21 protein-coding genes are annotated in these 22,043 nt (G+C 71.7%); 6 read left to right on the plus strand and 15 right to left on the minus strand.

Features of this window, described 5'->3' with window-relative positions:
- Positions 1-6: 6 nt before the first annotated feature.
- The 12 genes from kynU to M5362_RS16345 all read right to left on the minus strand — a co-directional run bounded on the left by kynU (position 7) and on the right by M5362_RS16345 (position 12,377).
- Positions 7-1,221, minus strand: coding sequence for a kynureninase (gene kynU, locus M5362_RS16290; protein ID WP_260228261.1), 1,215 nt, complete (start codon positions 1,219-1,221; stop codon positions 7-9).
- Positions 1,214-2,062, minus strand: coding sequence for a tryptophan 2,3-dioxygenase family protein (locus M5362_RS16295; protein WP_260228262.1), 849 nt, complete (start codon positions 2,060-2,062; stop codon positions 1,214-1,216). Before M5362_RS16295 ends, kynU begins: the two co-directional genes overlap by 8 nt.
- A gap of 112 nt (positions 2,063-2,174) precedes the next feature.
- Complete coding sequence (locus M5362_RS16300; RefSeq protein ID WP_260228263.1) at positions 2,175-3,080, minus strand: DUF3152 domain-containing protein; 906 nt, start codon at positions 3,078-3,080, stop codon at positions 2,175-2,177.
- A 186-nt stretch (positions 3,081-3,266) separates the two neighbouring features.
- Positions 3,267-3,680: a DUF3151 domain-containing protein gene (locus M5362_RS16305; RefSeq protein ID WP_260228264.1), complete on the minus strand. Its 414-nt coding sequence runs from the start codon at positions 3,678-3,680 to the stop codon at positions 3,267-3,269.
- A gap of 14 nt (positions 3,681-3,694) precedes the next feature.
- Positions 3,695-5,149, minus strand: coding sequence for an MFS transporter (locus M5362_RS16310; RefSeq protein WP_260228265.1), 1,455 nt, complete (start codon positions 5,147-5,149; stop codon positions 3,695-3,697).
- Between the two features lie 41 nt (positions 5,150-5,190).
- Positions 5,191-6,357 (minus strand): MalY/PatB family protein, encoded by a 1,167-nt coding sequence (locus tag M5362_RS16315; protein ID WP_260228266.1) that lies wholly within the window; start codon positions 6,355-6,357, stop codon positions 5,191-5,193.
- Positions 6,358-6,435: 78 nt separating this feature from the next.
- A complete protein-coding gene (gene fbaA / locus M5362_RS16320; RefSeq protein ID WP_260228268.1) occupies positions 6,436-7,458 on the minus strand; it encodes a class II fructose-bisphosphate aldolase in 1,023 nt (340 codons plus the stop codon).
- Positions 7,459-7,670: 212 nt separating this feature from the next.
- Positions 7,671-8,219 carry an orotate phosphoribosyltransferase gene (gene pyrE, locus M5362_RS16325; protein WP_260228269.1) on the minus strand — a complete coding sequence of 183 codons (549 nt, stop codon included), beginning with the start codon at positions 8,217-8,219 and terminating at the stop codon, positions 7,671-7,673.
- 10 nt (positions 8,220-8,229) lie between these two features.
- Positions 8,230-9,027 (minus strand): aldose 1-epimerase, encoded by a 798-nt coding sequence (locus tag M5362_RS16330; protein ID WP_260228270.1) that lies wholly within the window; start codon positions 9,025-9,027, stop codon positions 8,230-8,232.
- 19 nt (positions 9,028-9,046) lie between these two features.
- The gene (locus M5362_RS16335; protein WP_260228271.1) at positions 9,047-10,018 is read right to left on the minus strand and encodes an SRPBCC domain-containing protein; all 972 of its coding nucleotides are present in this window, start codon (positions 10,016-10,018) and stop codon (positions 9,047-9,049) included.
- A gap of 76 nt (positions 10,019-10,094) precedes the next feature.
- Complete coding sequence (locus M5362_RS16340) at positions 10,095-11,783, minus strand: polyamine aminopropyltransferase (RefSeq protein WP_260228272.1); 1,689 nt, start codon at positions 11,781-11,783, stop codon at positions 10,095-10,097.
- A 75-nt stretch (positions 11,784-11,858) separates the two neighbouring features.
- Positions 11,859-12,377: a DUF2617 family protein gene (locus M5362_RS16345; protein WP_260228273.1), complete on the minus strand. Its 519-nt coding sequence runs from the start codon at positions 12,375-12,377 to the stop codon at positions 11,859-11,861.
- A 641-nt stretch (positions 12,378-13,018) separates the two neighbouring features.
- Here M5362_RS16345 and M5362_RS16350 point away from each other — a divergent pair.
- On the plus strand, positions 13,019-14,224 hold the full coding sequence (locus M5362_RS16350; protein ID WP_374214477.1) for a pyridoxal phosphate-dependent aminotransferase: 1,206 nt from the start codon (positions 13,019-13,021) through the stop codon (positions 14,222-14,224).
- Positions 14,225-14,497: 273 nt separating this feature from the next.
- Positions 14,498-15,550, plus strand: coding sequence for a glycosyltransferase family 39 protein (locus tag M5362_RS16355; protein ID WP_260228275.1), 1,053 nt, complete (start codon positions 14,498-14,500; stop codon positions 15,548-15,550).
- Positions 15,551-15,566: 16 nt separating this feature from the next.
- Here M5362_RS16355 and M5362_RS16360 read toward each other — a convergent pair whose 3' ends face one another.
- Positions 15,567-16,103 carry a YbjN domain-containing protein gene (locus M5362_RS16360; protein WP_260228276.1) on the minus strand — a complete coding sequence of 179 codons (537 nt, stop codon included), beginning with the start codon at positions 16,101-16,103 and terminating at the stop codon, positions 15,567-15,569.
- A 106-nt stretch (positions 16,104-16,209) separates the two neighbouring features.
- On the opposite strand from M5362_RS16360, the gene M5362_RS16365 reads away from it, so the two are divergent.
- Complete coding sequence (locus M5362_RS16365) at positions 16,210-16,662, plus strand: hypothetical protein (protein ID WP_260228277.1); 453 nt, start codon at positions 16,210-16,212, stop codon at positions 16,660-16,662.
- 7 nt (positions 16,663-16,669) lie between these two features.
- Here the strand turns inward: M5362_RS16365 and clpB are convergent, their stop codons facing one another.
- Entirely contained in the window at positions 16,670-19,255 is a 2,586-nt protein-coding gene (gene clpB, locus M5362_RS16370) for an ATP-dependent chaperone ClpB (RefSeq protein WP_260228278.1), read from the minus strand.
- Positions 19,256-19,376: 121 nt separating this feature from the next.
- Between clpB and M5362_RS16375 the strand changes: the two genes are divergently transcribed.
- Positions 19,377-19,790 carry a pyridoxamine 5'-phosphate oxidase family protein gene (locus M5362_RS16375; protein WP_260228279.1) on the plus strand — a complete coding sequence of 138 codons (414 nt, stop codon included), beginning with the start codon at positions 19,377-19,379 and terminating at the stop codon, positions 19,788-19,790.
- A 129-nt stretch (positions 19,791-19,919) separates the two neighbouring features.
- Here M5362_RS16375 and M5362_RS16380 read toward each other — a convergent pair whose 3' ends face one another.
- Positions 19,920-20,237 carry a (2Fe-2S)-binding protein gene (locus tag M5362_RS16380; RefSeq protein ID WP_260228280.1) on the minus strand — a complete coding sequence of 106 codons (318 nt, stop codon included), beginning with the start codon at positions 20,235-20,237 and terminating at the stop codon, positions 19,920-19,922.
- 319 nt (positions 20,238-20,556) lie between these two features.
- Here M5362_RS16380 and M5362_RS16385 point away from each other — a divergent pair, with 319 nt between their 5' ends.
- Entirely contained in the window at positions 20,557-21,537 is a 981-nt protein-coding gene (locus tag M5362_RS16385; RefSeq protein ID WP_260228281.1) for a helix-turn-helix transcriptional regulator, read from the plus strand.
- A 2-nt stretch (positions 21,538-21,539) separates the two neighbouring features.
- A complete protein-coding gene (locus tag M5362_RS16390; protein ID WP_260228282.1) occupies positions 21,540-22,013 on the plus strand; it encodes a hypothetical protein in 474 nt (157 codons plus the stop codon).
- Positions 22,014-22,043 lie beyond the last annotated feature (30 nt).

The raw sequence follows: 22,043 nt of genomic DNA on the forward strand, positions 1-22,043 counted from the left end.
CCGACCTCAGCCGTCGAGGTCGGACCCGGCCTCCGCCAGCACCTCGGCGAGGATCCGCGCCGCCCGCTCCGCGTCGGCGAAGCCGACATACAGCGGGGTGAAGCCGAACCGCAGCACGTCGGGGCGGCGCAGATCGCCCACCACCCCGCGCCGGATCAGCTCCGCCATGACGGCGGGCGCGTCGGCGCACCGCAGCGCGACCTGGCTGCCGCGCTCGCCGTGCGCCTCGGGCGTCAGCGACTCCACCCGGCCCGCCGGGACGTACTCCCGCACGCACTCCAGGAAGAAGTCCGTCAACGCGAGGGACTTCGCCCGCACGTCCTCGATGCCGACGCCGTCCCAGACGTCCAGCGCCGACTCCAGGGCCAGCATGGACAGGATGTCGGGCGTGCCGACCCGGCCCCGGAGCGCGCCCTCGGCGGCCGCGTACCCGGGGGTCATCCCGAACGGGTCCGCGTGGGAGTTCCAGCCCGGCAGCGGCGAGTCGAACGCGGCCTGGTGGCGCTCGGCGACATAGAGGTACGCGGGCGAACCGGGGCCGCCGTTCAGGTACTTGTAGGTGCAGCCGACGGCCAGGTCGACGCTGTGCTCGTCCAGGCCGACCGGCAGCGCGCCCGCGCTGTGGCACAGGTCCCAGACCGCGAGGGCGCCCGCCGCGTGCAGCGCGGCCGTGATCCCGGGCAGGTCGTGGAGGCGGCCGGTGCGGTAGTCCACGTGGTTGACGAGGGCGGCGGCCGTGCGCGGGCCCGCCGCCTCCGCCATGGCGGCGGGGTCGACGGCCACGATCCGGCGGCCGGTCATCCGGGCAGCCGACTCGGCGATGTACCCGTCCGTGGGGAACGTCGTGGCGTCGACGAGGATCTCGTCCCGGTCGTCCGCGCTCAGCCGGGTGGCCGCGACGACCGCCTTGAAGACGTTCACACTCGTCGAGTCGCCGACCACGATCCGGCCCGCAGCGGCGCCGACGAGCGGGGCGATCCGGTCGCCGATCCGCTCGGGCGCGGTCCACCAGCCGCTCTCGTCCCAGGAGCGGATGCGCAGCTGCCCCCACTCGCGGGTGATGACGTCGGCCATCCGGTCGGGCACGTGCGCGGGGAGCGCGCCCAGCGAATTCCCGTCGAGGTAGACGGTCGCGTCGTCCAGGGCGAACTTCTCGCGCAGTTTGGCCAGCGGGTCGTCCCCGTCACGGAGCAACGCGGTCTCGCGCAAGCTCTCAGACATGGCTGCGGGCCGTCCACAGCTCGGGGAAGACGTTCTTCTGCGCCCGCTTCTCCAGCCACGCGACACCCGCAGAGCCGCCGGTGCCCGTCTTGGAGCCCATGGCCCGACGGGTGGCGACGAGGTGGTCGTTGCGCCAGCGCCAGATCAGTTCGGCGACATCGCTCAACGCCTCGCCCAGGCGGACGAGCTCGCCGTTCTGGTCGGTGTCGGCGTAGATACCGGCCCAGATCTCCTCGATCTCGGGCGACGGCTCGTACTTCTTCGCCAGATCGCGGCCGAGCACGGCCTCCGGGACGGGGAGCCCGCGGCGGCCGAGGAGCCTGAGCACCTCGTCGTACAGGCTCGGCTCCTGGAGCGCCTTCTCCAGTTCGGCGTGGACCCGGGGCGCCCCGCGGTGCGGCACCAGCATCGACGCGGACTTCTCGCCGAGCAGGAACTCCATCCGCCGGTACATCGCCGACTGGAAGCCGGAGCCCTCGCCGAGGGCGGCGCGGTAGGAGTTGAACTGCGCCGGGGTGAGCTGGGCCAGCGGCCGCCAGGACTGGTTCAGCGCCTCCAGCTCGCGCACGGAGCGCTTGAGCGCGTCCATCGCCACGGGGATGCGGTCCTCGCGCAGCGCGCGGCTCGCGGTCTCCCACTCGTGGACGATGACGGTGAACCACAGCTCCATGACCTGGGTGGTGACCAGGAAGACCATCTCGCCCGGATCGTCGGAGCGGAGGTGCTGGAGGTGGGTGAGTACGTCCGCCTGTACGTAGTCCTCGTACGGCGTCGTGCCCGCGAAGTCGAGGTTCGGGTCTTCGACCGAACCGGCTCCGGAGGCATCGGGGAAGGTGGACATTTCTGTCTCCTCGATACGCAACTACCGGGTAGCGGTCCGCTCCTTCCGTGTGGCAAGTGGAGCCCCGGTCCCCTCGGGTCCGCGCGCTTCGTCGCACGCGGTCCCATGCGCATCATGGCACGATCGGACCCTCGATGTAGCTCCCGTCTTCGTCATACGGATATGCGTTCGAACGACAGCCCTTGAGCCCCTTGATCTGCTGCATCATCACCGGCGCGGGCTTTCCGGCGCCCGGACAGCTCATGTGCGTCCTGATGCCGAGCTCGTGCCCGACCTCGTGGTTGATGATCAGATGCCGGTACTCGGCGGGGGTCCCGGCGAACGTCGGGGAGCCGAGCAGCCAGCGCTTCAGGTTCACCACGACGCCCTGCGTCGTCTCGCAGTTGAGCTCGCCCCGGGTGTTGAGCCCCTGGGCGAGACAGAGCCTGTCGGCGGTCGCCGGGGTGGCGATCCGGATGACGAAGTCGGCGTTCTCGGTGACCAGCTGGAACCGGCCACGGCCGTGTGCGGCCCAGCCGCGCGGATGGTCGAGGATCTGCTGGATCTCGCCGGCGACCTGGCGGGCGGAGAGGTCGATGCCGCCCTCGACCTGGACGCGGTAGCGGCGCAGGGAGCCGCCGGTGCCGACGGCGTCGCCGGAGGACTGGGCGGTGGTGAAGGTGCCCGAGCCGCTGGCGGGCACCTTGGGCTTCTTGGGCGTGGCCGACGCCTTCGGCCTGGCGGACGACTGCTTCGGCTTCGGCGTCGGGGTCGTGGCCTTCGGGGTGACGGGAATCGCCGTGGTCGTGGCGACCGTGGGAGCGGCCGCCTCCACGGCACCGTCGGCGCCGGAGTCCTGGCCGCCGTTGTAGTGGGCGAGTGCGGCTCCGCCGCCGAGGGAGAGCGTGATCAGCGCCAGCGCCGGAAGGGTGAGCCGTGCTGTGGGGCGCCGCCCGGACCTGCCCCGGCCGCGGCCCCGGCCGCGACTTCGGCTCTGCGTTCGTCCCCGGCCCGCGGGTGCGGCGGCGCGCTTGCCCAAGACAGACTTCTCCCCTGCGTAAGCCGGTTGGGGGGAAGAGGAGTGGGGCCTCTGCGCCGGCTGCTCTCGGTACAACGGTCCGAAGGATCGTAACCGTCGCTTCGAACGGCCTCGAACATTCCCGGAACGATGACCGGTTTCCCCCTGTCCCGCGGGACAGGGGGAAGCCCGCGTCGTGGAGCGGCGTCAGCCCAGCGTTTCCGCGGCCGTCTCCGAGGAGTCACGCAGGAACGTCGAGCAGCGCTCGTACTCGTCCTTCTCACCGATGTCCCCGGCCGCCCGCGCCAGCGCGTGCAGGGCCCGCAGGAAGCCGCGGTTCGGCTCGTGCTCCCACGGCACCGGGCCGTGGCCCTTCCAGCCGCTGCGCCGCAGGGCGTCCAGGCCGCGGTGGTAGCCGGTGCGCGCGTACGCGTACGACTCGATGACGCGACCGCCCTCGTACGCCTCGTCGGCGAGCTGGGCCCAGGCCAGCGACGACGTCGGGTACTTCGCGGCGACGTCCGCCGGCGCCGTGCCGGACGCGAGCAGCTCACGCGGCTCCGGGTCGTCGGGCAGATGGGTGGGGGGCGGTCCCCCCAGCAGGTTCTCGTGGATGGCCATGGGGCCAGTCTGCCTCAGCGGCCACCCTCCCGTGCCGAGCGGTCCCCCGGGTCCAGCGGGGGCGACGTGATCCCGCAGTGGACCTTGCACTCGGGATGGCAGTCGGCCTCCCCGACCGGCTTACGCACCGTCGCCCAGGCCAGGACCGCGCCCGCCACCATCAGCCCCGCGCACATCGGCATCGCCCGCTTGAACGTCTCCCCGAACTCCTCCGCCGAGCGGTACGCCTCCGGCCCCATCCCGGCGAGCGTGGGCAGCGCGGCGACCGCGAGCAGACCGGCCGCCCGGGCCGCCGCGTTGTTGATCCCGCTCGCCAGGCCCGCCCGTGCCACGTCCACCGAGGCCAGGACGGTCGCGGTCAGCGGGGCCACCAGGACGGTCAGCCCGAGACCGAGCACCACCACGGCCGGCAGCACGTCCTGTACGTACGAGGCGTCCTCGCCGACCCGCAGCATCAGGACCATGCCGACGGCGCACAGCAGGGGGCCCAGGGTCAGCGGAATCCGGGCCCCGATCCTCTCCCCCAGCTCGCCCGACTTCGCCGAGAACAGCAGCATCAGCACCGTCGTCGGCAGCAGCGCCGTCCCGGCGGCGAGCGCCGAGTAACCGGACACCACCTGGAGCTGGAGCGCGGCGAGGAAGAAGAAGCCGCCGAGCGCCGCGTACACGCACAGCGTCACCAGGTTGATCACGGTGAACTGGCGGGAGGCGAAGATCGACGGGGGCACCATCGGTTCCGCCCGCCGCCGCTCCAGGACGACGAACGCCGCCCCTACGAGGACCCCCAGCGCCCCGGCCCACCACGCCTCGGCGATCAGCGCGTACGTCACGAGGCCGAGCGCGGCCGCCCCCAGGAAGGCGCCGAGCACGTCGAAGCGGCCGTGGGCGGACTCGTCCCGCGACTCGGGCACATGGCGCAGAGCGACCGGCACGCAGAGCGCGGCCAGTGGCACGTTCAGCAGGAACACCCACCGCCATCCCGGCCCGTCCACCAGCCACCCGCCGACGAACGGCCCGATCGCCGCACCGACCCCGCCGAACCCGGACCAGAGTCCGACGGCCTTGGCCCGGTCGTCCGGGTGGAAGCTCGCCTGGATCAGCGCGAGCGACCCGGGGGTGAGCAGGGCGCCGCCCACACCCTGGAGGGCACGGGCGGCGATCAGCACCCCGGCGTTCGGCGCCAGCCCGCACAGCAGCGAGGCGAGCGCGAACCAGACGGTCCCGATCACGAAGACCCGCCGCCGCCCGTACCGGTCGCCCAGCGCCCCGCCGAGCAGGATGAGCCCGGCGAGCGTCAGCATGTAGGCGTTGACCGTCCACTGGAGCGCGGCCATGTCGGTGCCGAGATCCTCGCCGATGTGCGGCAGGGCGACATTGACGACCGTGGAGTCGAGCAGCGCCATCCCGGAGCCGAGCACGGTGGTGAGGACGATCCACCGCCCCGTCCCCGAGGCGAGCCTGATGTCCATGCCTGCCATCGTCCCCGCGACGGCACGGACCTGCACGTTGTTCAGGCGGTACGGAGCCTGGTCGCCGCACGGATCAGGGCCTCCACGCCCCGTTCCGCCTTCTTTCTCGGACAGCCGACGTTCAACCGGACGAAGCCCGGCTCCCCGTACACCCCACCGGGCATGATCGCGACCTTCTCGACCTCCACCAGCTCCCGCTGGAGCGCGCTCTCGTCGATCCCGAGCGGCCGCAGATCGATCCAGGCCAGATACCCGGCCTGCGGGGGCGTCCAGGTCACCCCCGGCAGTCCCTCCGCGAGCCGCTCCTCGATCAGCCGCATCGTGCCCGCCACATACGCCCGCAGCTCGTCCAGCCAGGGCCCGCCCCGGGTGTACGCGGCGACGTGGGCGGTCAGCGAGAGCACGGCCGGAGAGGCGAGCCCCTCGCCCGTCTCCATCCGGCGGACGAACGCCTCGCGCTCGTCGGGGTCGCCGACGATCCCGTACGAGCCGCTCAGCGCCGGGAAGTTGAAGGCCTTCGTGCCCGACGTGATCAGGGCCCAGCGCCGGCCGCGCCCCGCCTCGACGAACCGGGTGAAGGGCAGATGGCGGTGCCCGTCCGCCACCAGGTCCGCGTGGATCTCGTCGCTGACGACCGCGACCCCGTGGCGCTCGGCGAGGAGCGCGAACTCCGCGAGCTCCTCCTCCCGCCAGACCCGGCCGGTCGGGTTGTGCGGCGAGCAGAGCAACAGCATCCGGCTGTCCGGCCGCGCCAGCTCGCCCTCCAGCGCCTCGGTGTCCCCGACCGGTACGCGGCGCAGCTCGCGCCCGAGGCCGGTGACGGCCTTGCGGAAGCCGTCGTACGTCGGGGTGTGCACCACGACCCCGTCGCCGGGCTCGGTCCACATCCGGATCAGCTGCGAGAGCTGGCACAGGACGGACGGGGCGTAGACCAGCGCCCCGATGTCGATCGCGGTGTCGTGGCGCGTCGCGTACCAGTGGCGTATCGCCTCGCGGAACTCGCCCAGGCGCCAGTCCGTGTAGCCGAACACCCCGTGCTCGACCCGCTCGTGCAGGGCGCGGAGCACCTCGGGCGGGGAGGCGAAGTCCATGTCGGAGATGGTGAAGGGGAGCAGTTCGCCGACGCCGAAGCGGTCCGCGATGCCGTCCCACTGGACCGAGCACGTGCCGCGGCGGTCCGTCTCACGGTCGAAGTCGTACGTCGTCACTCAGGCCTCCTGGGGATGCGAAGGGCCCGACACCACGGGTGCCGGGCCCTTCGTTCACATCGTGGCTACGTCAGCCGACTACTTCAGCTTGGTGCCGGTGGAGCGCAGCGCGCCACACGCCTCGGTCACGCGGGTGGCCATGCCCGCCTCGGCGAGCTTGCCCCAGGTGCGCGGGTCGTAGGTGGACTTCTTGCCGACCTCGCCGTCGACCTTCAGGACGCCGTCGTAGTTCTTGAACATGTGGTCGGCGACCGGACGCGTGAAGGCGTACTGCGTGTCGGTGTCGAGGTTCATCTTCACGACGCCGTTCTCCAGCGCGGTGGCGATCTCCTCGGCGGTGGAGCCGGAACCGCCGTGGAAGACGAAGTCGAACGGGTTGGCCTTGCCGAAGCGCTCGGCGACGCCCGCCTGCAGGTCCTTGAGCAGCTCGGGGCGGAGCACGACGTTGCCCGGCTTGTAGACGCCGTGCACGTTGCCGAAGGAGGCGGCCAGCAGGTAGCGGCCCTTCTCACCCAGGCCCAGGGCCTCGGCGGTACGGATCGCGTCGTCGACGGTGGTGTACAGCTCGTCGTTGATCTCGTGGGTGACGCCGTCCTCCTCGCCACCGGTCGGGGTGATCTCGACCTCGAGGATGATCCGGGCGGCGGCGGCCTTCGCCAGCAGCTCCTGGCCGATGGCCAGGTTGTCGGCGAGGGTCTCGGCGGAGCCGTCCCACATGTGCGACTGGAAGAGCGGGTTCTGACCGGCCTTGACGCGCTCGGCGGAGACGTCGAGCAGCGGACGGACGTAGCCGTCCAGCTTGTCCTTCGGGCAGTGGTCCGTGTGCAGGGCCACCGTGATGTCGTACTTGGCGGCGACGATGTGCGCGAACTCGGCCAGGGCGACGGCGCCCGTGACCATGTCCTTGTTGTACTGGCCGCCCAGGAACTCGGCGCCACCGGTCGAAATCTGGATGATGCCGTCGCTCTCGGCCTCCGCGAAGCCGCGCAGCGCGGCGTGCAGAGTCTGGGAGGAGGTCACGTTGATGGCCGGGTAGGCGAACTTGCCTGCCTTCGCCCGGTCGAGCATCTCGTTGTAGACCTCGGGGGTTGCGATGGGCATTCGTCCGCTCCTTGTGATGTGCGGGTGGGTGCGTTACTTGAACCCTGACCTGGGGCGACGTCATCGTCGGGGCCCATCTTTCCAGACTCTTGTGCGGACACCATGACGAAGGGGCGGAGCGTTTCACGTGAAACACTCCGCCCCTGGTCAAAGCCCCAGGTCAGGGATGGCGCCGGGGCGGCTCCGGGACCTAAGTCACGACTTCGCCTCGATCAGCCGAGACCCAGCTCGTCGAGCGCGAAGGCGTAGAGGTACGGCACGCCCGCCGTGGTGCTGATCTTCTCGCCCGCGCCGGTCGCCCGGTCCACGATCGTGGCCACCGCGACCACCTCGGCGCCGGCCGCGCGCGCCGCCTCGACGGCGGTGAGCGGGGAGCCGCCCGTGGTGGAGGTGTCCTCGACGATCAGGACCCGGCGGCCCTTGATGTCCGGACCCTCGACCTGGCGCTGCATGCCGTGGGCCTTGGCGGCCTTGCGGACGACGAAGGCGTCCAGGCGCTTCCCCTGGGCGGCGGACGCGTGGAGCATCGCGGTCGCGACCGGGTCGGCGCCGAGCGTCAGACCGCCCACGGCGTCGAATTCCAGGTCGGCGGTCAGGTCGAGCATGACCTGACCGACGAGCGGCGAGGCGGCGCCGTCCAGCGTGATCCGGCGCAGATCGACGTAGTAGTCGGCCTCCAGACCCGAGGAGAGGGTCACCTTGCCGTGCACCACGGCCTTGTCCTTGATCTGCTGGAGCAGGTCAGCGCGTACGTCAGTCATGCTCATGAGCTTAGAGCCGCCGCCAGGCGAACGTGGCCGCGATCTCCAGCGGCTCGATCGGGGTCACGTACTGCGGCAGCGTGTTGAGCCCGTTCGGGGGGCCGGACTGCGGCTCCACACAGACCGCCGCCTCCTGCTCGTCGTAGATCACGACCCACTCGGCGCGGCTGGTCACCTTCAGCTCCAGCTGCTCCGGCCAGGTGAGGGTCACGTCGACACCGTCGGGCATGCCGAAGCAGTCGTCCCAGGGGCCGGGGGCGGGGCCGATCCGCCGTCCGGTGGGGAGGTGGTCCTCGCCGCGCTCCTCCTGCCAGTCGGGCGTGAAGTCGAGGCGCACGGGAGCACCGCCGTCGAGGCTCCGGTTGAACCAGGGGTGCCAGCCGGCCTGCGCCGGGAAGGAGTCGGCCAGGGTCTCGACACCGAGCTGGAGCGTGAGGCTCTCCTCGGTGAGTGCGAAGGTCTGGGTGACGCGGCCGGCGTACGGCCAGGGGTCACCGAGCTCACAGGTGAACGCCGCCGTGGCTCCGTCGGTCTCCGCCGTCCGGGCGGCCTTCCACACGGTGTCGCGGCTGGTGCCGTGGATGGCGTGCGGCGGCGCGTTGAGGGGCATCTGGTGCTTCACCCCGCCGCTGCGGAACTGCCCCAGCTCGATCCGCCCGCACCAGGGCACCATCGGGAAGACGCCGTACCGCTCGCCCTGGCGCAGCAGCTCCGTGCCGCCGATGCGCAGGCTCTCGATACGGCAGCCGTTGTCGGGGTTGATGGTCAACTCGGCGTCGCCCGCCGTCAGTCGCGTCTGCTTGCTCACGCCCCGACAGTAGACGGGATCAGCGCCGGCGGCGCAGCGCCCGGCCGACGACCACCGCGGAGGCGAGCGCGAGTGCCGCGGCGGGGGCGATCCAGCGCAGTGTGGCGCCCGCGCTGGTGGACTCGGGGGCGGGGACGGGGGCGTACCGGCCGCGCGGCGGGGCGTGGTCGACCTCCTCGGCGCTGCGGCCGATCATCGTGCGCCGGGCGTGGGCGGCCTCGGCGGCCGGAGGCTCCGCGGGGTACTCGACGGGGGCGTCCTCGAAGTCGCTGCCCTGGAAGGGGTCGAGCGAGGGCGGGGGAACGGGCGTCTCGAAGACCGACGGGCGGTGCGGCTCCTCGACCCCGTCGTCGACGCCGTCGCTGTCGCTGTCGGCCTCGTCCTCGATCCGGGACCCGGTCCCGTCGTCGACCGGGGACTCCGTCCCGCCGTCGATCCGGGACCCAACCCTGTCGTCGGGCCCGTCCTCGGTCTCGGGCCCGGACCCGTCGACGGCCGCCGTCTCCTTCGCCGCACGGCCGTTCATCGCACGACCGTTCACCGCACGGCCGTTCTCCGCGTCAGGCTCCGCGGCGGCGGCCACCGAGGCCACGAACTTCTCGATCAGCCGCTGGGCCGCCGACTCCCGCGCCTCCGGTGAGAGCTCCGCGAGCCGGCCCGCGGACTTCACGGTGCCGGTGAACGTGAGCGTCGTACCGTCCGCCAGCGGGGTGAGCGCGATCGCCAGGGAGAGCTTCACGGAGCCCTTGCCGCGGACCTCGCTGCCCTTGCCCTCGACGGCGAGGACACCGCCCCGTTCAGCCATCCGCAGCGCGCCCCGGTAGGTGATCGTGTTGCCGCCGGCCCGGATCTTGAGCCGGCCGGAGAGCGGGCCCGCCTCCGCGTCGGCGTCCTGCTGGAGGCCGGGCACGCAGCGCGCCACCCGTACGGGGTCCGTCAGGGTCTTGTAAAGGACCTCGGCCGGTACCGGAACGAACACCTCATGCTCCATGGAAACCGAGCCTACTCAGACCGGGCGTCGGCGTCGCCTGTTTGTCCCGGGTCCGTGGCCGGCGACCCCCGCGCGGTCAGCCGCCGTAGCGCGGGTGGACCAGCGTCGAGGGCGGCGGCGGGGCACCCCGGCCGTCCCGGGTCCGCTCGGCCGCCCGCGCCCCCGAGACCAGGACGCCGGCCGTCAGGGACCGCAGCGGGGGCGCGTCCGGAGCGAGGCTCAGCTCGGGCGGGTAGGTGCCGGGGGCGGCGAGCAGATATCCCCAGTCGCCCGCCGCTGTGTCCGTACCGTCCGAGCGGCCGGCCCGGTCCGGGCCCGCGGCGAGGTGTGCCCCGCGGCCGTGCGCGCTGTAGGGCCGGGTCGCGAAGCCGGCCGCGCGCAGGGTGGAGTCCACCGTCCAGAAGGTGCGGGGCCGGGCCGAGGCCGAGCCGGCGTGGACGACCAGCCGTCCGCCATCGGTCAGGACCCGGGCCGCCAGCCCGTAGAACTCCTCGGAGTAGAGCTTGGCGCCGGCCGAGATCCCCGGGTCGGGCAGGTCCGAGATCACCACGTCGTACCGCTCGCGCGGCCCCTCACCCGCCCCCGCCGGCCCGGTCGTCGCGCTCTCGCGCAGCCAGCGGAACGCGTCCGCGAAGGCGACGCGGACGCGTGGATCCCGCAGGGCGTGGCCGTTGAGATCGGCGAGCTCGGGCTGGTGCCGGGCGAGCCGTACGACCCCGGGGTCGAGCTCGACGACGGTGACCGAGCGGACTCCGGGGTAGCGCAGGACCTCACGCGCGGCGAGGCCGTCCCCGCCGCCGATGACCAGGACGCGTGCGTGCGGCCCGTTCATCGCGGGGTGCACCAGCGATTCGTGGTAGCGCGACGCGTCCTCACCGCCGGCCCGCAGCCGGCCGTCGACGAAGAGGTCCGGCGGGCTGCCCTTCTCCCCGGTGACCACCACTTCCTGGAGGTCGGTCTGTACGGCGACGCGCACCTGGTCGCCGTACACCGCGCGGCGCGCGGCCCGTTCGAAGTCGTCGACGAGGACGGTGGCGGTGGCGAGGACGGCGAGCACAGCCAGATTCGTACCGATGAGCAGCGCGCGGGACCGGCCGGTGAGGTCGCGCCGGAAGAGCCACAGCACCAGCCCGCCGCCCGCCACCGCGTTCACCGCGCCGGTGACGAGCGCGCCGGTGAGCTGGCCGAGCCAGGGCAGCAGCAGGAACGGAAAGGCGAGGCCGCCGACCAGCGCGCCGACATAGTCGGCGGCGAACAGGTCGGCGACGGTCCCGGCCGGATCCGCGGTGCTCTCCTTCTCCCGTACGCCGGGGGAACGCGCCGACTCCGCCCGTTGGATCAGCGACATGAGCAGCGGGATCTCCGCCCCGATGAGCACCCCGATGGCGAGGGAGAAGCCCACCAGGACGTACCGCGCCTCGCCCAGCCAGGCGAAGGCCGCGTACAGCACGAGGGCGGAGCAGCCTCCGATCAGCGCGAGTCCGCCCTCGACCAGACCGAAGCCGACGGCGGCGCGACAGCGCAACCGCTTGGCGAGCAGCGAGCCGACGCCCATCGCGAAGACCATGACGGACAGCACGACGGAGGCGTGGGTGACCGAGTCGCCGATCAAGTACGAGGCGAGCGCGACCAGTTCCAGCTCGTAGACGAGGCCGCACGCGGCGCAGACGAAGACGACGACGAGGACCGGAAACCGCACCGCACTCGGCCGCACGGGCAGCCGCGTCACCCTCTTGGGTGGCATGGTCAGGGGCGGCTCGATCATGTTCGTAACGCTACGTCACACATCTGTAGCTGCTTGTCACCCACACGAGTGCACATGATGCTCCGGGGCGGCGCATTACAGCGTGACGGGCATACGGTCGCCGATCCGGGTCCTGGTGACGACCAACTGCCCTTCCTGCGGGTACGCGTGCCAGGTGCGCCACCACACCTGGCCCTCGTGGCGCTGCGCCAGCATCGCCGTGAAGGCGTACGGGGAGCCGGGGAACGTCCCCGCGAGGCCGTTGGGATGGTCGGTGACAAGGGCGAGCAACTCCTGCGCGCGGCCCGCGAAGGAGCCGTGCGAGAGCTTCTCGACGCGGGCGGCGAATTCGTACTCCCATCCGCCGATGCGCTTGGAGACGCCCAGCGGCAGCGGTGTACTGCTGCCGGGCATACAGGCGACGGTCTCCGAGCAGCTGTGCTGCTCTTGCTCCAGAAGCACCTGATGGGAGGCGCCGAGGAGCCGCAACTGCAGCTTGGCGCCCGTCAGTTCGAGGTCGAGTACGGCGAGGGCGGGCAGCGGCTCGCGCCCGAGTGCCCAGGCCAGATCGGCCGCGCGGGTATCGGTGTAGGAGGTCTTCAGGGTCGTGAGCATGGGTCGGCTCCGCAAACACGGTTTGACGGGTGGGCCGGGGGCGCCCCGGAGAAGGGTTCAACGGGATGGGGGGATCGCCGGCTCGGGTCCACACACGGTCCGAGGGCTGTCTCTATCAAGAGCGAGGGAATCACGGACTTCGAGCGACACGCAGCGCTTTTACCCAACTTGCCGTGGTTTCCATCCCCTTCGGGGACCCCACAGTTCACTTGTTCAATCGGATTCGGTCCGTGGCTCCAACACGAAGGTGCCCGGCGGATGTTGGACGGCCGGGCACCTGGTCGAACGCGGAGTCGACCGCCCCGTGCCGGTCGACCCCGCGTCAGTCTCCCCCGCCTCCTCCGCCGCAGCCGCCACCCCCGCCGCCGCCTCCGCCTCCGCCTCCGCAGGACGACCCGCCGCCGCACGCCGAGCCTCCGCCGCACGACGAGCCCCCGTCCGACCAGCCGCCGCGGCGCCGCCTTCCCCCGCGACGCTCGCCGGCGACGGCCGACCCGATGCTCACCGCCACGACCAGGACGACGACCGCGATGATCAGAGCTTCCATGTGTGACACCCCCGTAGGTCTTGTGTGACAGGGGGATGCCCCTCGCCGCTCCGGCCCAAAGCGCACTTGAGGAAGTCCAGAGCTTCGACCGAGGATGGCGGGTATGACACGACCGCTGCTCAACCGCCGGCTCGCCGACTTCGGGACGACGATCTTCGCCGAGATGTCCGCACTGGCCGCCCGGACCGGGGCGATCAACCTCGGGCAGGGCTTCCCCGACACCGACGGCCCGGAGGAGATCCGGGAGGCGGCGGTCCGCGCGCTGCGCGACGGGCGCGGCAACCAGTACCCGCCCGGCCCCGGCGTCCCCGAGCTGCGCACGGCCGTCGCCGAGCACCAGCTGAAGCGGTACGGCCTCACGTACGACCCCGACACCGAGGTCCTGGTCACGGTGGGCGCGACGGAGGCGATCGCGGCCGCGCTGCTCGCCCTCGTCGAGCCCGGCGACGAGGTGATCGCCCTGGAGCCGTACTACGACTCGTACGCCGCCTGCATCGCCATGGCGGGCGGCACCCGCGTCCCGGTCACCCTCCGCCCCCACGAGGTACCGCGCGGCGGAGCCTCCGACGGACGCTTCCGCCTCGACCTGGACGAGCTGCGGGCAGCCGTCACCGACCGGACCCGGCTGATCCTCCTCAACACCCCGCACAACCCGACCGGCACGGTCCTCACCTGCGCCGAACTGACCGCGATCGCCGAGCTCGCCGTCGAGCGCGACCTGCTCGTCGTCACCGACGAGGTGTACGAGCACCTGGTCTTCGACGGAGTCGAGCACCTGCCGATCGCGAGCCTGCCGGGGATGCGGGAGCGCACGGTCACCATCGGATCGGCCGGGAAGACCTTCTCCTTCACCGGCTGGAAGGTCGGCTGGATCACCGCGAGCCCGGAGCTCGTGGCCGCCGTCCGGTCCGCCAAGCAGTTCCTCACGTACGTGGCGTCGGGGCCGTTCCAGTACGCCGTCGCCGAGGCGCTGCGCCTGCCCGACACGTTCTTCGACACCCTGCGCGCCGACATGACGGCCAAGCGCGACCTGCTGTGCGACGGGCTGACGCGGGCGGGCTTCGAGGTCTACCGCCCGGCCGGCACCTACTTCGTCACCACCGACATCCGCCCCCTCGGCGAGACCGACGGCTTCGCCTTCTGCCGCTCTCTCCCCGAGCGCGCGGGCGTGGTCGCCATCCCGAACGCCGTCTTCTACGACGACCGGTCGGCGGGCGAGCCCTTCGTCCGCTTCGCGTTCTGCAAGCGGACCGACGTCCTGGAGGAGGCGGTCTCCCGGCTGAAGGGCCTGGCACGCTGACCCGCGCCGGGCAGGGGCCCAGCGCGGTGGGGATTTTTTCACCCGGACGGGCCCCTCGCTCGCGCGCGCCACCTCCGTGCCACGTCGATGGTCGGGTAGACCGATTTATCGGGCCGATCCCGATTCCCGTGCGCACGGAGGTGCACCCTGTCCGCCGAGACTCTCGACCGCCCGGCCCGGACCGCCGGAGTCCGGAGCGTCCCCCGCCGGCGGGCCTCGCTCTACCGGGCCGCCCCCGCGCTCGGTCTCTTCGCCGCCGCCCGGCTGACCGGGATGCTCGTGCTCGCGGCCTGGTCCTGGCACGTCGGACGCTCGCCGCGCGCCCTGCTCGCCCAGTCGTGGGACTCCGACTGGTACACCCGGATCGCCGCGCACGGCTACGGGCACACGCTCCACTGGCCGGACGGCGTCGTCCAGTCCGACCTGGCGTTCTTCCCGCTCTACCCCGCCCTGATCCGAGCCGTCACCACCGTCCTGCCCGTCGAGGGCGGCACGGCCGGGCTGCTGCTGTCCTGGCTCTCCGCCGGCGTCGCGGCCTGGGGGATCTATCTGATCGGCGAACGGCTGTACGGACGGCCCACCGCCGTCCTGCTCGTCCTGCTCTGGGGCCTGCTGCCGCACTCGATCGTGCTGTCGATGGCGTACACCGAGCCGCTGATGACGGCCCTGTCCGCCTGGTCGCTGTACGCGCTCCTCACCGGCCGCTGGCTGTGGGCCGGGAGCCTGGCCGCCCTGGCGGGCCTGTCCCGCCCCAACGGGGTCGCCATCGCGGCGGCGGTCCTGGCCGCGGCGGCGTACGCGCTGTGGCGCGGCCGCGGCCGGGTCGGTCCGCGGGTGTGGGCCGGAGCCTGTCTCGCGCCGGCCGGGTGGCTCTCGTACCTGCTCTGGGTGGGCGCCGGGCGCGGCGATCTCCTCGGCGGCTACTTCGCCGTCCAGGACGGCTGGACCTCGCGCTTCGACTTCGGGGCCGGCGCGCTGCGCTTCGTACGGGACATGCTGCGGGGGCCGACCCAGTTCGGCTTCGGGGCCGCGCTGCTGATCACGGCCGCCGGGGTGCTCCTCTTCGCGCTGCTCGCGCTGGTGGAGCGGCCGCCGCTGCCGGTCCTGGTCTACACGGCCGTCCTGGTGGTCATCACCGTCGGCGGCTCCGGCTTCTTCGAGTCCAAGCCGCGCTTCCTGCTGCCCGCGTTCCCGCTGCTCCTCCCGCTGGCGCAGGCACTGACGAAAGCCCGGCCGAGGGCCGCGATCGTGGTGATCGCGGCGCTGGCCGGGCTGTCGTTCAGCTTCGGGGTGTACGCGCTGACGTTCGCACGCATGGCCCTGTGAGGGGGCCCGTGAGGGCTCAGGCCTCGTCGCCGTCGGAGGACTTGTCCTCCGGGGACTCCAGGCCGAACTGCTCCACGAGCCACTTGTCGAACTCGATCGAGGCGCGGACCCAGCTGACGGTGGAGGACACGAAGTGCTCCAGCGCGACGCCGGTGCCGATCAGCATCTGCGCCTCACCGATGAGGCGGAGGGTGGCGGAACCGTCCTCCTCCTCGTGCAGGTGCGTGTAGACCTTGGGCCACAGCGTGCGGCGGTTCCAGTCGTCGATCGCGTCGAGGATCCTGACGCGGTCGTCGGCCGAGTGCGGGCGGTCGTAGAACGTCCGCACCGAGAAGACACGCTGGTCCTCCTCGCCGCGGAACATGAAGTACGTCCGGAATTCCTCCCACGGCGCCGCGAGGTCACCCTCGTCGTCGACGACGTACTTCAGCTCCATCTGGTCCAGGAGCTGCTTGACCAGGTCCTGGTCGGGGACGACGGGGCCCGCCGGTCCTGCGGCCTGAGGCTGGGGCTGGCCCCCGAAATTCGGAATCGAGGACGGGTCGATGCTCACCGTGAATATCCCTTCGTACGGTTGCCGCCATCCTCCCCCATGCCGGGCGGTGCCGCGCAAGCCCGGACTGCCGCGATCCGCTGCGGGCTGACAAGATCTCGTTCCCATGGGGGACGAAACGAAGCCGGCGAAACCGCGTGCGCGCACCTGGATCTGGGTGACAGTGCTGGTCACACTGGTGTGCGGGGGCCCGCTCGCCCTGCTCGGGTGGGGAGCCCTGGTCTGGGACGAGATCGGGGAAGGGCAGGAGATGCCCTGCGCGGCCGCGCTCTCGTTCGCCGAGGCCACGCTGCCCCGGAGCGCCCGGGACGCGACGTGCCGGGGGTGGAACTGGCAGGACGACCAGGTCGCCGCCGACTTCCGGATGCCGTCCGGTGAGGTCGCGGGCTGGCTGGCCGGCACCTACCCGGGCGCCACGGTCCGGACCGTCGGCTCCTGCGGAGCCGATCTGTGCCTGGACGCCTCGTACGACAGCGCGGGCCTGGCCTCGGTCGCCGTCGAGGTGACGTACGAGGGCCGCCGCCCGGCCCTCGTCCATCTCGTCGCCACCTCGTGGTGAACGGCGCCTACTGCGCCGCGCCCACGATCAGACCGTCCTCGAAGCGGTCCACGCGGACCGTGTCGCCGTCGCGGACCTCGCCCGCGAGGATCTCCTTGGCGAGCCGGTCGCCGATCGCCGTCTGGATCAGACGGCGCAGCGGCCGGGCGCCGTACGCCGGGTCGTTGCCCTCCTCGGCCAGCCAGGCCAGCGCCGCCGGGGTGACGTCCAGCGTCAGCCGCCGTTCGGCGAGGCGCTGGGCGAGCCGGTCGATCTGGAGCTGTGCGATACGGCCCAGCTCGGCCTCGTCCAGGGCCGAGAAGACCACCAGGTCGTCGAGCCGGTTGAGGAACTCCGGCTTGAAGGAGGCCCGGACGACGTCCAGGACCTGTCGCTTCTTCTCCTCTTCGCCGGTCAGCGGCTCGACCAGGTACTGGCTGCCCAGGTTGGAGGTCAGGATCAGGATGGTGTTGCGGAAGTCCACCGTCCGGCCCTGGCCGTCGGTGAGCCGGCCGTCGTCGAGAACCTGGAGCAGGATGTCGAAGACCTCCGGGTGGGCCTTCTCCACCTCGTCGAGCAGCACCACGCTGTACGGGCGGCGGCGCACCGCCTCCGTGAGCTGGCCGCCCTCCTCGTACCCGACGTAGCCGGGGGGCGCGCCGACCAGCCGGGCGACGGAGTGCTTCTCGCCGTACTCCGACATGTCGATGCGGACCATGGCCCGCTCGTCGTCGAAGAGGAAGTCCGCGAGCGCCTTCGCCAGCTCGGTCTTGCCGACGCCGGTGGGGCCGAGGAAGAGGAACGAGCCGGTGGGGCGGTCGGGGTCGGCGATCCCGGCGCGCGTACGGCGTACGGCGTCGGAGACGGCCCGGACGGCCTCGGTCTGGCCGATGAGCCGCTTGCCGAGCTCGTCCTCCATGCGCAGCAGCTTCTGCGTCTCGCCCTCCAGGAGGCGGCCGGCGGGGATGCCGGTCCAGGCGCCGACCACGTCCGCGATGTCGTCCGGGCCGACCTCCTCCTTGACCATCGTGTCCTTGGCGACCTCCTGCTCGGCCTCGGACGCCTCCTCCAGCTCGCGTTCGAGCGTCGGGATCTCGCCGTAGAGCAGCTTGGAGGCGGTGTCGAAGTCGCCGTCGCGCTGTGCCCGCTCGGCGCGGCCGCGCAGCTCGTCGAGCCGCTCCTTGAGCTCGCCGACGCGGTTGAGGGACTGCTTCTCCTTCTCCCAGCGGGCGGTCAGGCCGCGCAGCTCCTCCTCGCGGTCGGCGAGGTCGCGGCGGAGCTTCTCCAGGCGTTGCTTGCTCGCCTCGTCGGTCTCGTTCTTGAGTGCGAGCTCCTCCATGCGCAGCCGGTCCACGGAGCGCTGGAGCTCGTCGATCTCCAGGGGCGAGGAGTCGATCTCCATCCGGAGCCGGGAGGCCGCCTCGTCGACCAGGTCGATGGCCTTGTCGGGGAGGAAGCGGGAGGTGATGTACCGGTCGGAGAGGGTGGCGGCGGCCACGAGGGCGGAGTCGGCGATCTGGACCTTGTGGTGCGCCTCGTACCGGCCCTTGAGTCCGCGCAGGATCGCGATGGTGTCCTCGACGCTCGGCTCGGCGACCAGGACCTGCTGGAAGCGGCGCTCCAGGGCGGGGTCCTTCTCGATCCGCTCGCGGTACTCGTCCAGGGTCGTCGCGCCGACCATGCGCAGCTCGCCGCGGGCCAGCATCGGCTTGAGCATGTTGCCGGCGTCCATGGCGGAGTCGCCGCCGGCGCCCGCGCCGACGACCGTGTGCAGCTCGTCGATGAAGGTGATGATCTGGCCGTCGCTGGCCTTGATCTCGGAGAGGACGGTCTTCAGCCGCTCCTCGAACTCGCCGCGGTACTTGGCGCCCGCGACCATGGCGCCGAGGTCGAGCGAGACCAGGCGCTTGTTGCGGAGGGACTCGGGGACGTCGCCCTTCACGATCCGCTGCGCCAGTCCCTCGACGACGGCGGTCTTGCCGACGCCGGGCTCGCCGATGAGGACCGGGTTGTTCTTGGTGCGGCGGGAGAGGACCTGGACGACGCGCCGGATCTCCTGGTCGCGCCCGATGACGGGGTCCAGCTTCCCTTCGCGCGCCGCGGCCGTGAAGTCCGTGCCGAACTTCTCCAGTGCCTTGTACTGACCCTCCGGGTCGGGTGTGGTCACCCGGCGTCCTCCCCTGCTCTTCTCGAACGCGTCGAGCAACTGCCTCGCGCCGGCCCCCTGCTGGGTCAGCACCTTGCCGGCCTGTCCGCCCTTCATCGCGATCCCGATGAGCAGATGCTCGGTGGAGAGGTACTCGTCCCCGAGCTCCTTGGCCTGCTTGTCGGCCTCGGCGATCACGGCGAGCAGCTCACGGTCGGGCTGCGGCGGCGCGACCGTGGAGCCGGTCACGCTGGGCTCGGCGGCCAGCAGCCGCTCCGCTCCGGACCGTACAGCGGCCTGGTCGGCCTCGACGGCGGCGAGCAGGTCGACGATGTTCTCGTTGTCCTGACCGGCGAGCAGCGCCAGAAGCAGATGCGCGGGGGTCAGGTCGGGGTGTCCCTCGGACACGGCACGGCTGCTCGCCGCGTTGATCGCGTCCCGGCTCCTGTTGGTCAGTTCGGCGTCCACGTGCGCTGTCTCCTCCTCGACGTCCGGCTACACACGGTCCATGACTCATCCAGCGTACACAAAGTTGAGTCTATTCCGCTCAAGGTGTCGCGCAGGGCTCTGCCGCGGGTAGGTTCCGGGCATGGCGACTGACCCGCGGAACCCCGACGACTCGTATCTCAGCTTCTGGCGCGAGTACCACATGTCCACCCTGACGACCCCGCGCGCGGACGGCACCCCGCACGTCGTGGCGGTGGGTGTGACGTACGACCCCGAGGGGGGCGAGAACGGGCTGGCACGGGTCATCACCAACAAGCACAGCCACAAGGTCGCCAACGTCCTGGCGGCGGGCGCGGAGGGCGCGCGCGTGGCGGTCTGCCAGGTGGACAAGGGCCGCTGGGCGACCCTGGAGGGCGTGGCCCGCATCCGTACGGAGCCGGACGTCGTCCAGGACGCGGTGGACCGCTACGCGACGCGCTACGGCCGGGTCCCGGCGCCCAACCCCGACCGGGTGGTCATCGAGATCGCGCTGACGCGGGCGATGGGCCGGGCCTGAGGCGCCGGTCCGGTGAGCCCCGCGTCGGGGTTACGGGGACAGCACAACGGCGCCATCGCGTTTCAGGTCCGCGATGGCGCCGCTGTGTGGGGGAAGCACCTGAGCGATCTACAACGACGGGGGAACCGCTCAGGCACTGCGGGGGGTGGCGGTGATGGTCTCGGGCTCGACGAGCTGGTGGTCACGCTGGTCGAGATTGACGAAGATCATGCCGTACCGGATGGCACAGCGGACGGGCTGCGGAGCGCCACGGGGCTTCCGGAGACATCGGTAGGCGCGAATATCCTCATCGTCTCCGCGTGTGATGATGATCGGCTCACCGAAGAGGGTGACCATCAACGAATCGCCACCGTGCGGCACGGCTGTGACGAGGTCGATGAAATGCCACCCGGAGCGGTAAGCAGCCGCCATCTCACGGCGGAATCGAGGATCTTCGGGAACCGTCATGCCCGCACGGACTCCCAACCAGGGTCGGAATCGGCCGCCGGCGCTGCGCCCCAGCCCGGGTCGCTCACCTTGGCGACAGCCTGCTGCGGAGCGAGGCCCCAGCCCGGATCCTCGGCAGCTGCCACCGCGCCGACCGCGGCTGCAGCTATGAACGCGACACCAACTACGGTGCGTATGAGCTTCTTGGCCATGACCGAGCAACCTCACTTGGTGTGTATCTCCTGCTCCCCCGCAGGCACGACGATGGCTCACTCCTCACGTTTCCACCACTGGCTCAATGCATCATGTTCCTGTATCGGAAAAGCCTGGGGGTGTACATATGCAAATAGAACCGGATAAAACGGGGCATCCTCATACGCACGCCGAGCTGTGCGAAGCGGGCACACGGGTCTATAAAGAGGCCCTGCGAACGGGGCGTGTCGCACGGTCGGACATCGAGTCGACGCCCTGTCTGATGGACCTCGACCTCCTTCGGCCCGACCCGGACGACGTCCAGTGGCTCCGGCCGGTTCCCCCCTCGGCCGCCCTGGCCCGGCTCCTGCTCCCGATCGAGAAGGAGATCCAGGAGCGTAGGCGCCTGAGCATCGAACTCTCCGACGCGTTCGAGCCATTCATGTCGATCAGCACCCAGGACCCCTCCACGACGCACGCCATCACGGTCCTGGAAGGCCTGACGAGGATCAACACCTCGCTGGACCGCGTCGTGGCCGAATGCTCCTCGGAACTGCTCACCGTGCAGCCCGGCAGCGGCCGCAGCGCGCACACCTTCGGCGAGGCCCTGCGCCGCGTCCGGCCCCTGCTCGGCCGCGGCATCCGGATGCGGACGCTCTATCAGCACACGGCCCGGCACCAGCCCATCACGCTGGCCTACCTCGAACGCATCGGCCCCGAGGTCGAGGTCCGCACCCTCGAGGAGATCATCGACCGGCTCATCATCGTGGACCGCAAGGTCGCCTTCGTGCCCGCCAGCCGGGACCGCCAGGTCGCCCTCGAACTGCGCCACACCGGCCTGGTCGAGTATCTCGTCGGCGTCTTCGAGCAGTTCTGGCTCCAGGCGATCCCGCTGGACAACCCGGTCACCTACGAGCCGCCGCTGGACGGCATCAGCGGCATCCAGCGCTCCATCGCCAAACTCCTCGTCGAGGGCCACGTCGACGAGGCCATCGCCCGCCGGCTCGGAATGAACGTCAGGACGTGCCGGGCCCACATCGCCAAGCTCGCCTCCGCCCTCGGAAGCGGCAGCCGCGCCCAGCTCGGCTACCTCATCGCCCAGTCCGGAATCCTGGAGCAGGAACACTGATCGTGTACGTACAGATCGACCTGGACGGCCCCGCGGGGACCCTGCGCGTCTCCGGGCACGGAATGCCCACCGTGGAGCTCGTACGGGCGCTGGGCGACGCACCCGAGCCGCTGATCCCCATCGGCACCCGGCGCGCGTCCCGGCTCACCCTGACCGTCGACGGCGCGCCCGCGCGCATCCGGCCCGGCCGGGGGCGGCTGCTGCGGCGCTCGTACCGGGTCGACGCCACGGTCGCCGGCACGCGCTACCGGCTCGTCCCCTGCTCGTACGCCGAGAGCCGGCTGCTCCGCGACGGCCGCCCCCTGGGCGCCCTGGAGTCCTCCGGCGACGGCACGGTGGACGCGGAGTGGGCGCCCGGCACCGGGCCCGAGCCGCTGGACCGGGCCGTCGGGACCGCGCTCGCCGCCGCGTTCGGCACGGGCGCGGCGCCCTGGTGGGACACGGCCACGAACATCGTCGCCGAACTCATCCCGTAGGACCGACGGCCGCCGGAGAGCCGCCCGTAC

This window comes from Streptomyces sp. Je 1-79, assembly GCF_025195125.1.
Classification (GTDB): domain Bacteria; phylum Actinomycetota; class Actinomycetes; order Streptomycetales; family Streptomycetaceae; genus Streptomyces.

Excerpts from the sequence above, each read along its gene's own strand:
- kynU (WP_260228261.1), bottom strand. The coding sequence starts at position 1,221 with ATGTCTGAGAGCTTGCGCGAGACCGCGTTGCTCCGTGACGGGGACGAC.
- M5362_RS16295 (WP_260228262.1), bottom strand. The coding sequence starts at position 2,062 with ATGTCCACCTTCCCCGATGCCTCCGGAGCCGGTTCGGTCGAAGACCCG.
- M5362_RS16305 (WP_260228264.1), bottom strand. The coding sequence starts at position 3,680 with ATGGCCATCCACGAGAACCTGCTGGGGGGACCGCCCCCCACCCATCTG.
- M5362_RS16310 (WP_260228265.1), bottom strand. The coding sequence starts at position 5,149 with ATGGACATCAGGCTCGCCTCGGGGACGGGGCGGTGGATCGTCCTCACC.
- fbaA (WP_260228268.1), bottom strand. The coding sequence starts at position 7,458 with ATGCCCATCGCAACCCCCGAGGTCTACAACGAGATGCTCGACCGGGCG.
- pyrE (WP_260228269.1), bottom strand. The coding sequence starts at position 8,219 with ATGACTGACGTACGCGCTGACCTGCTCCAGCAGATCAAGGACAAGGCC.
- M5362_RS16335 (WP_260228271.1), bottom strand. The coding sequence starts at position 10,018 with ATGGAGCATGAGGTGTTCGTTCCGGTACCGGCCGAGGTCCTTTACAAG.
- M5362_RS16340 (WP_260228272.1), bottom strand. The coding sequence starts at position 11,783 with ATGATCGAGCCGCCCCTGACCATGCCACCCAAGAGGGTGACGCGGCTG.
- M5362_RS16345 (WP_260228273.1), bottom strand. The coding sequence starts at position 12,377 with ATGCTCACGACCCTGAAGACCTCCTACACCGATACCCGCGCGGCCGAT.
- M5362_RS16350 (WP_374214477.1), top strand. The coding sequence starts at position 13,019 with ATGGCGGGTATGACACGACCGCTGCTCAACCGCCGGCTCGCCGACTTC.
- M5362_RS16355 (WP_260228275.1), top strand. The coding sequence starts at position 14,498 with ATGCTCGTGCTCGCGGCCTGGTCCTGGCACGTCGGACGCTCGCCGCGC.
- M5362_RS16365 (WP_260228277.1), top strand. The coding sequence starts at position 16,210 with ATGGGGGACGAAACGAAGCCGGCGAAACCGCGTGCGCGCACCTGGATC.
- M5362_RS16375 (WP_260228279.1), top strand. The coding sequence starts at position 19,377 with ATGGCGACTGACCCGCGGAACCCCGACGACTCGTATCTCAGCTTCTGG.
- M5362_RS16380 (WP_260228280.1), bottom strand. The coding sequence starts at position 20,237 with ATGACGGTTCCCGAAGATCCTCGATTCCGCCGTGAGATGGCGGCTGCT.
- M5362_RS16385 (WP_260228281.1), top strand. The coding sequence starts at position 20,557 with ATGCAAATAGAACCGGATAAAACGGGGCATCCTCATACGCACGCCGAG.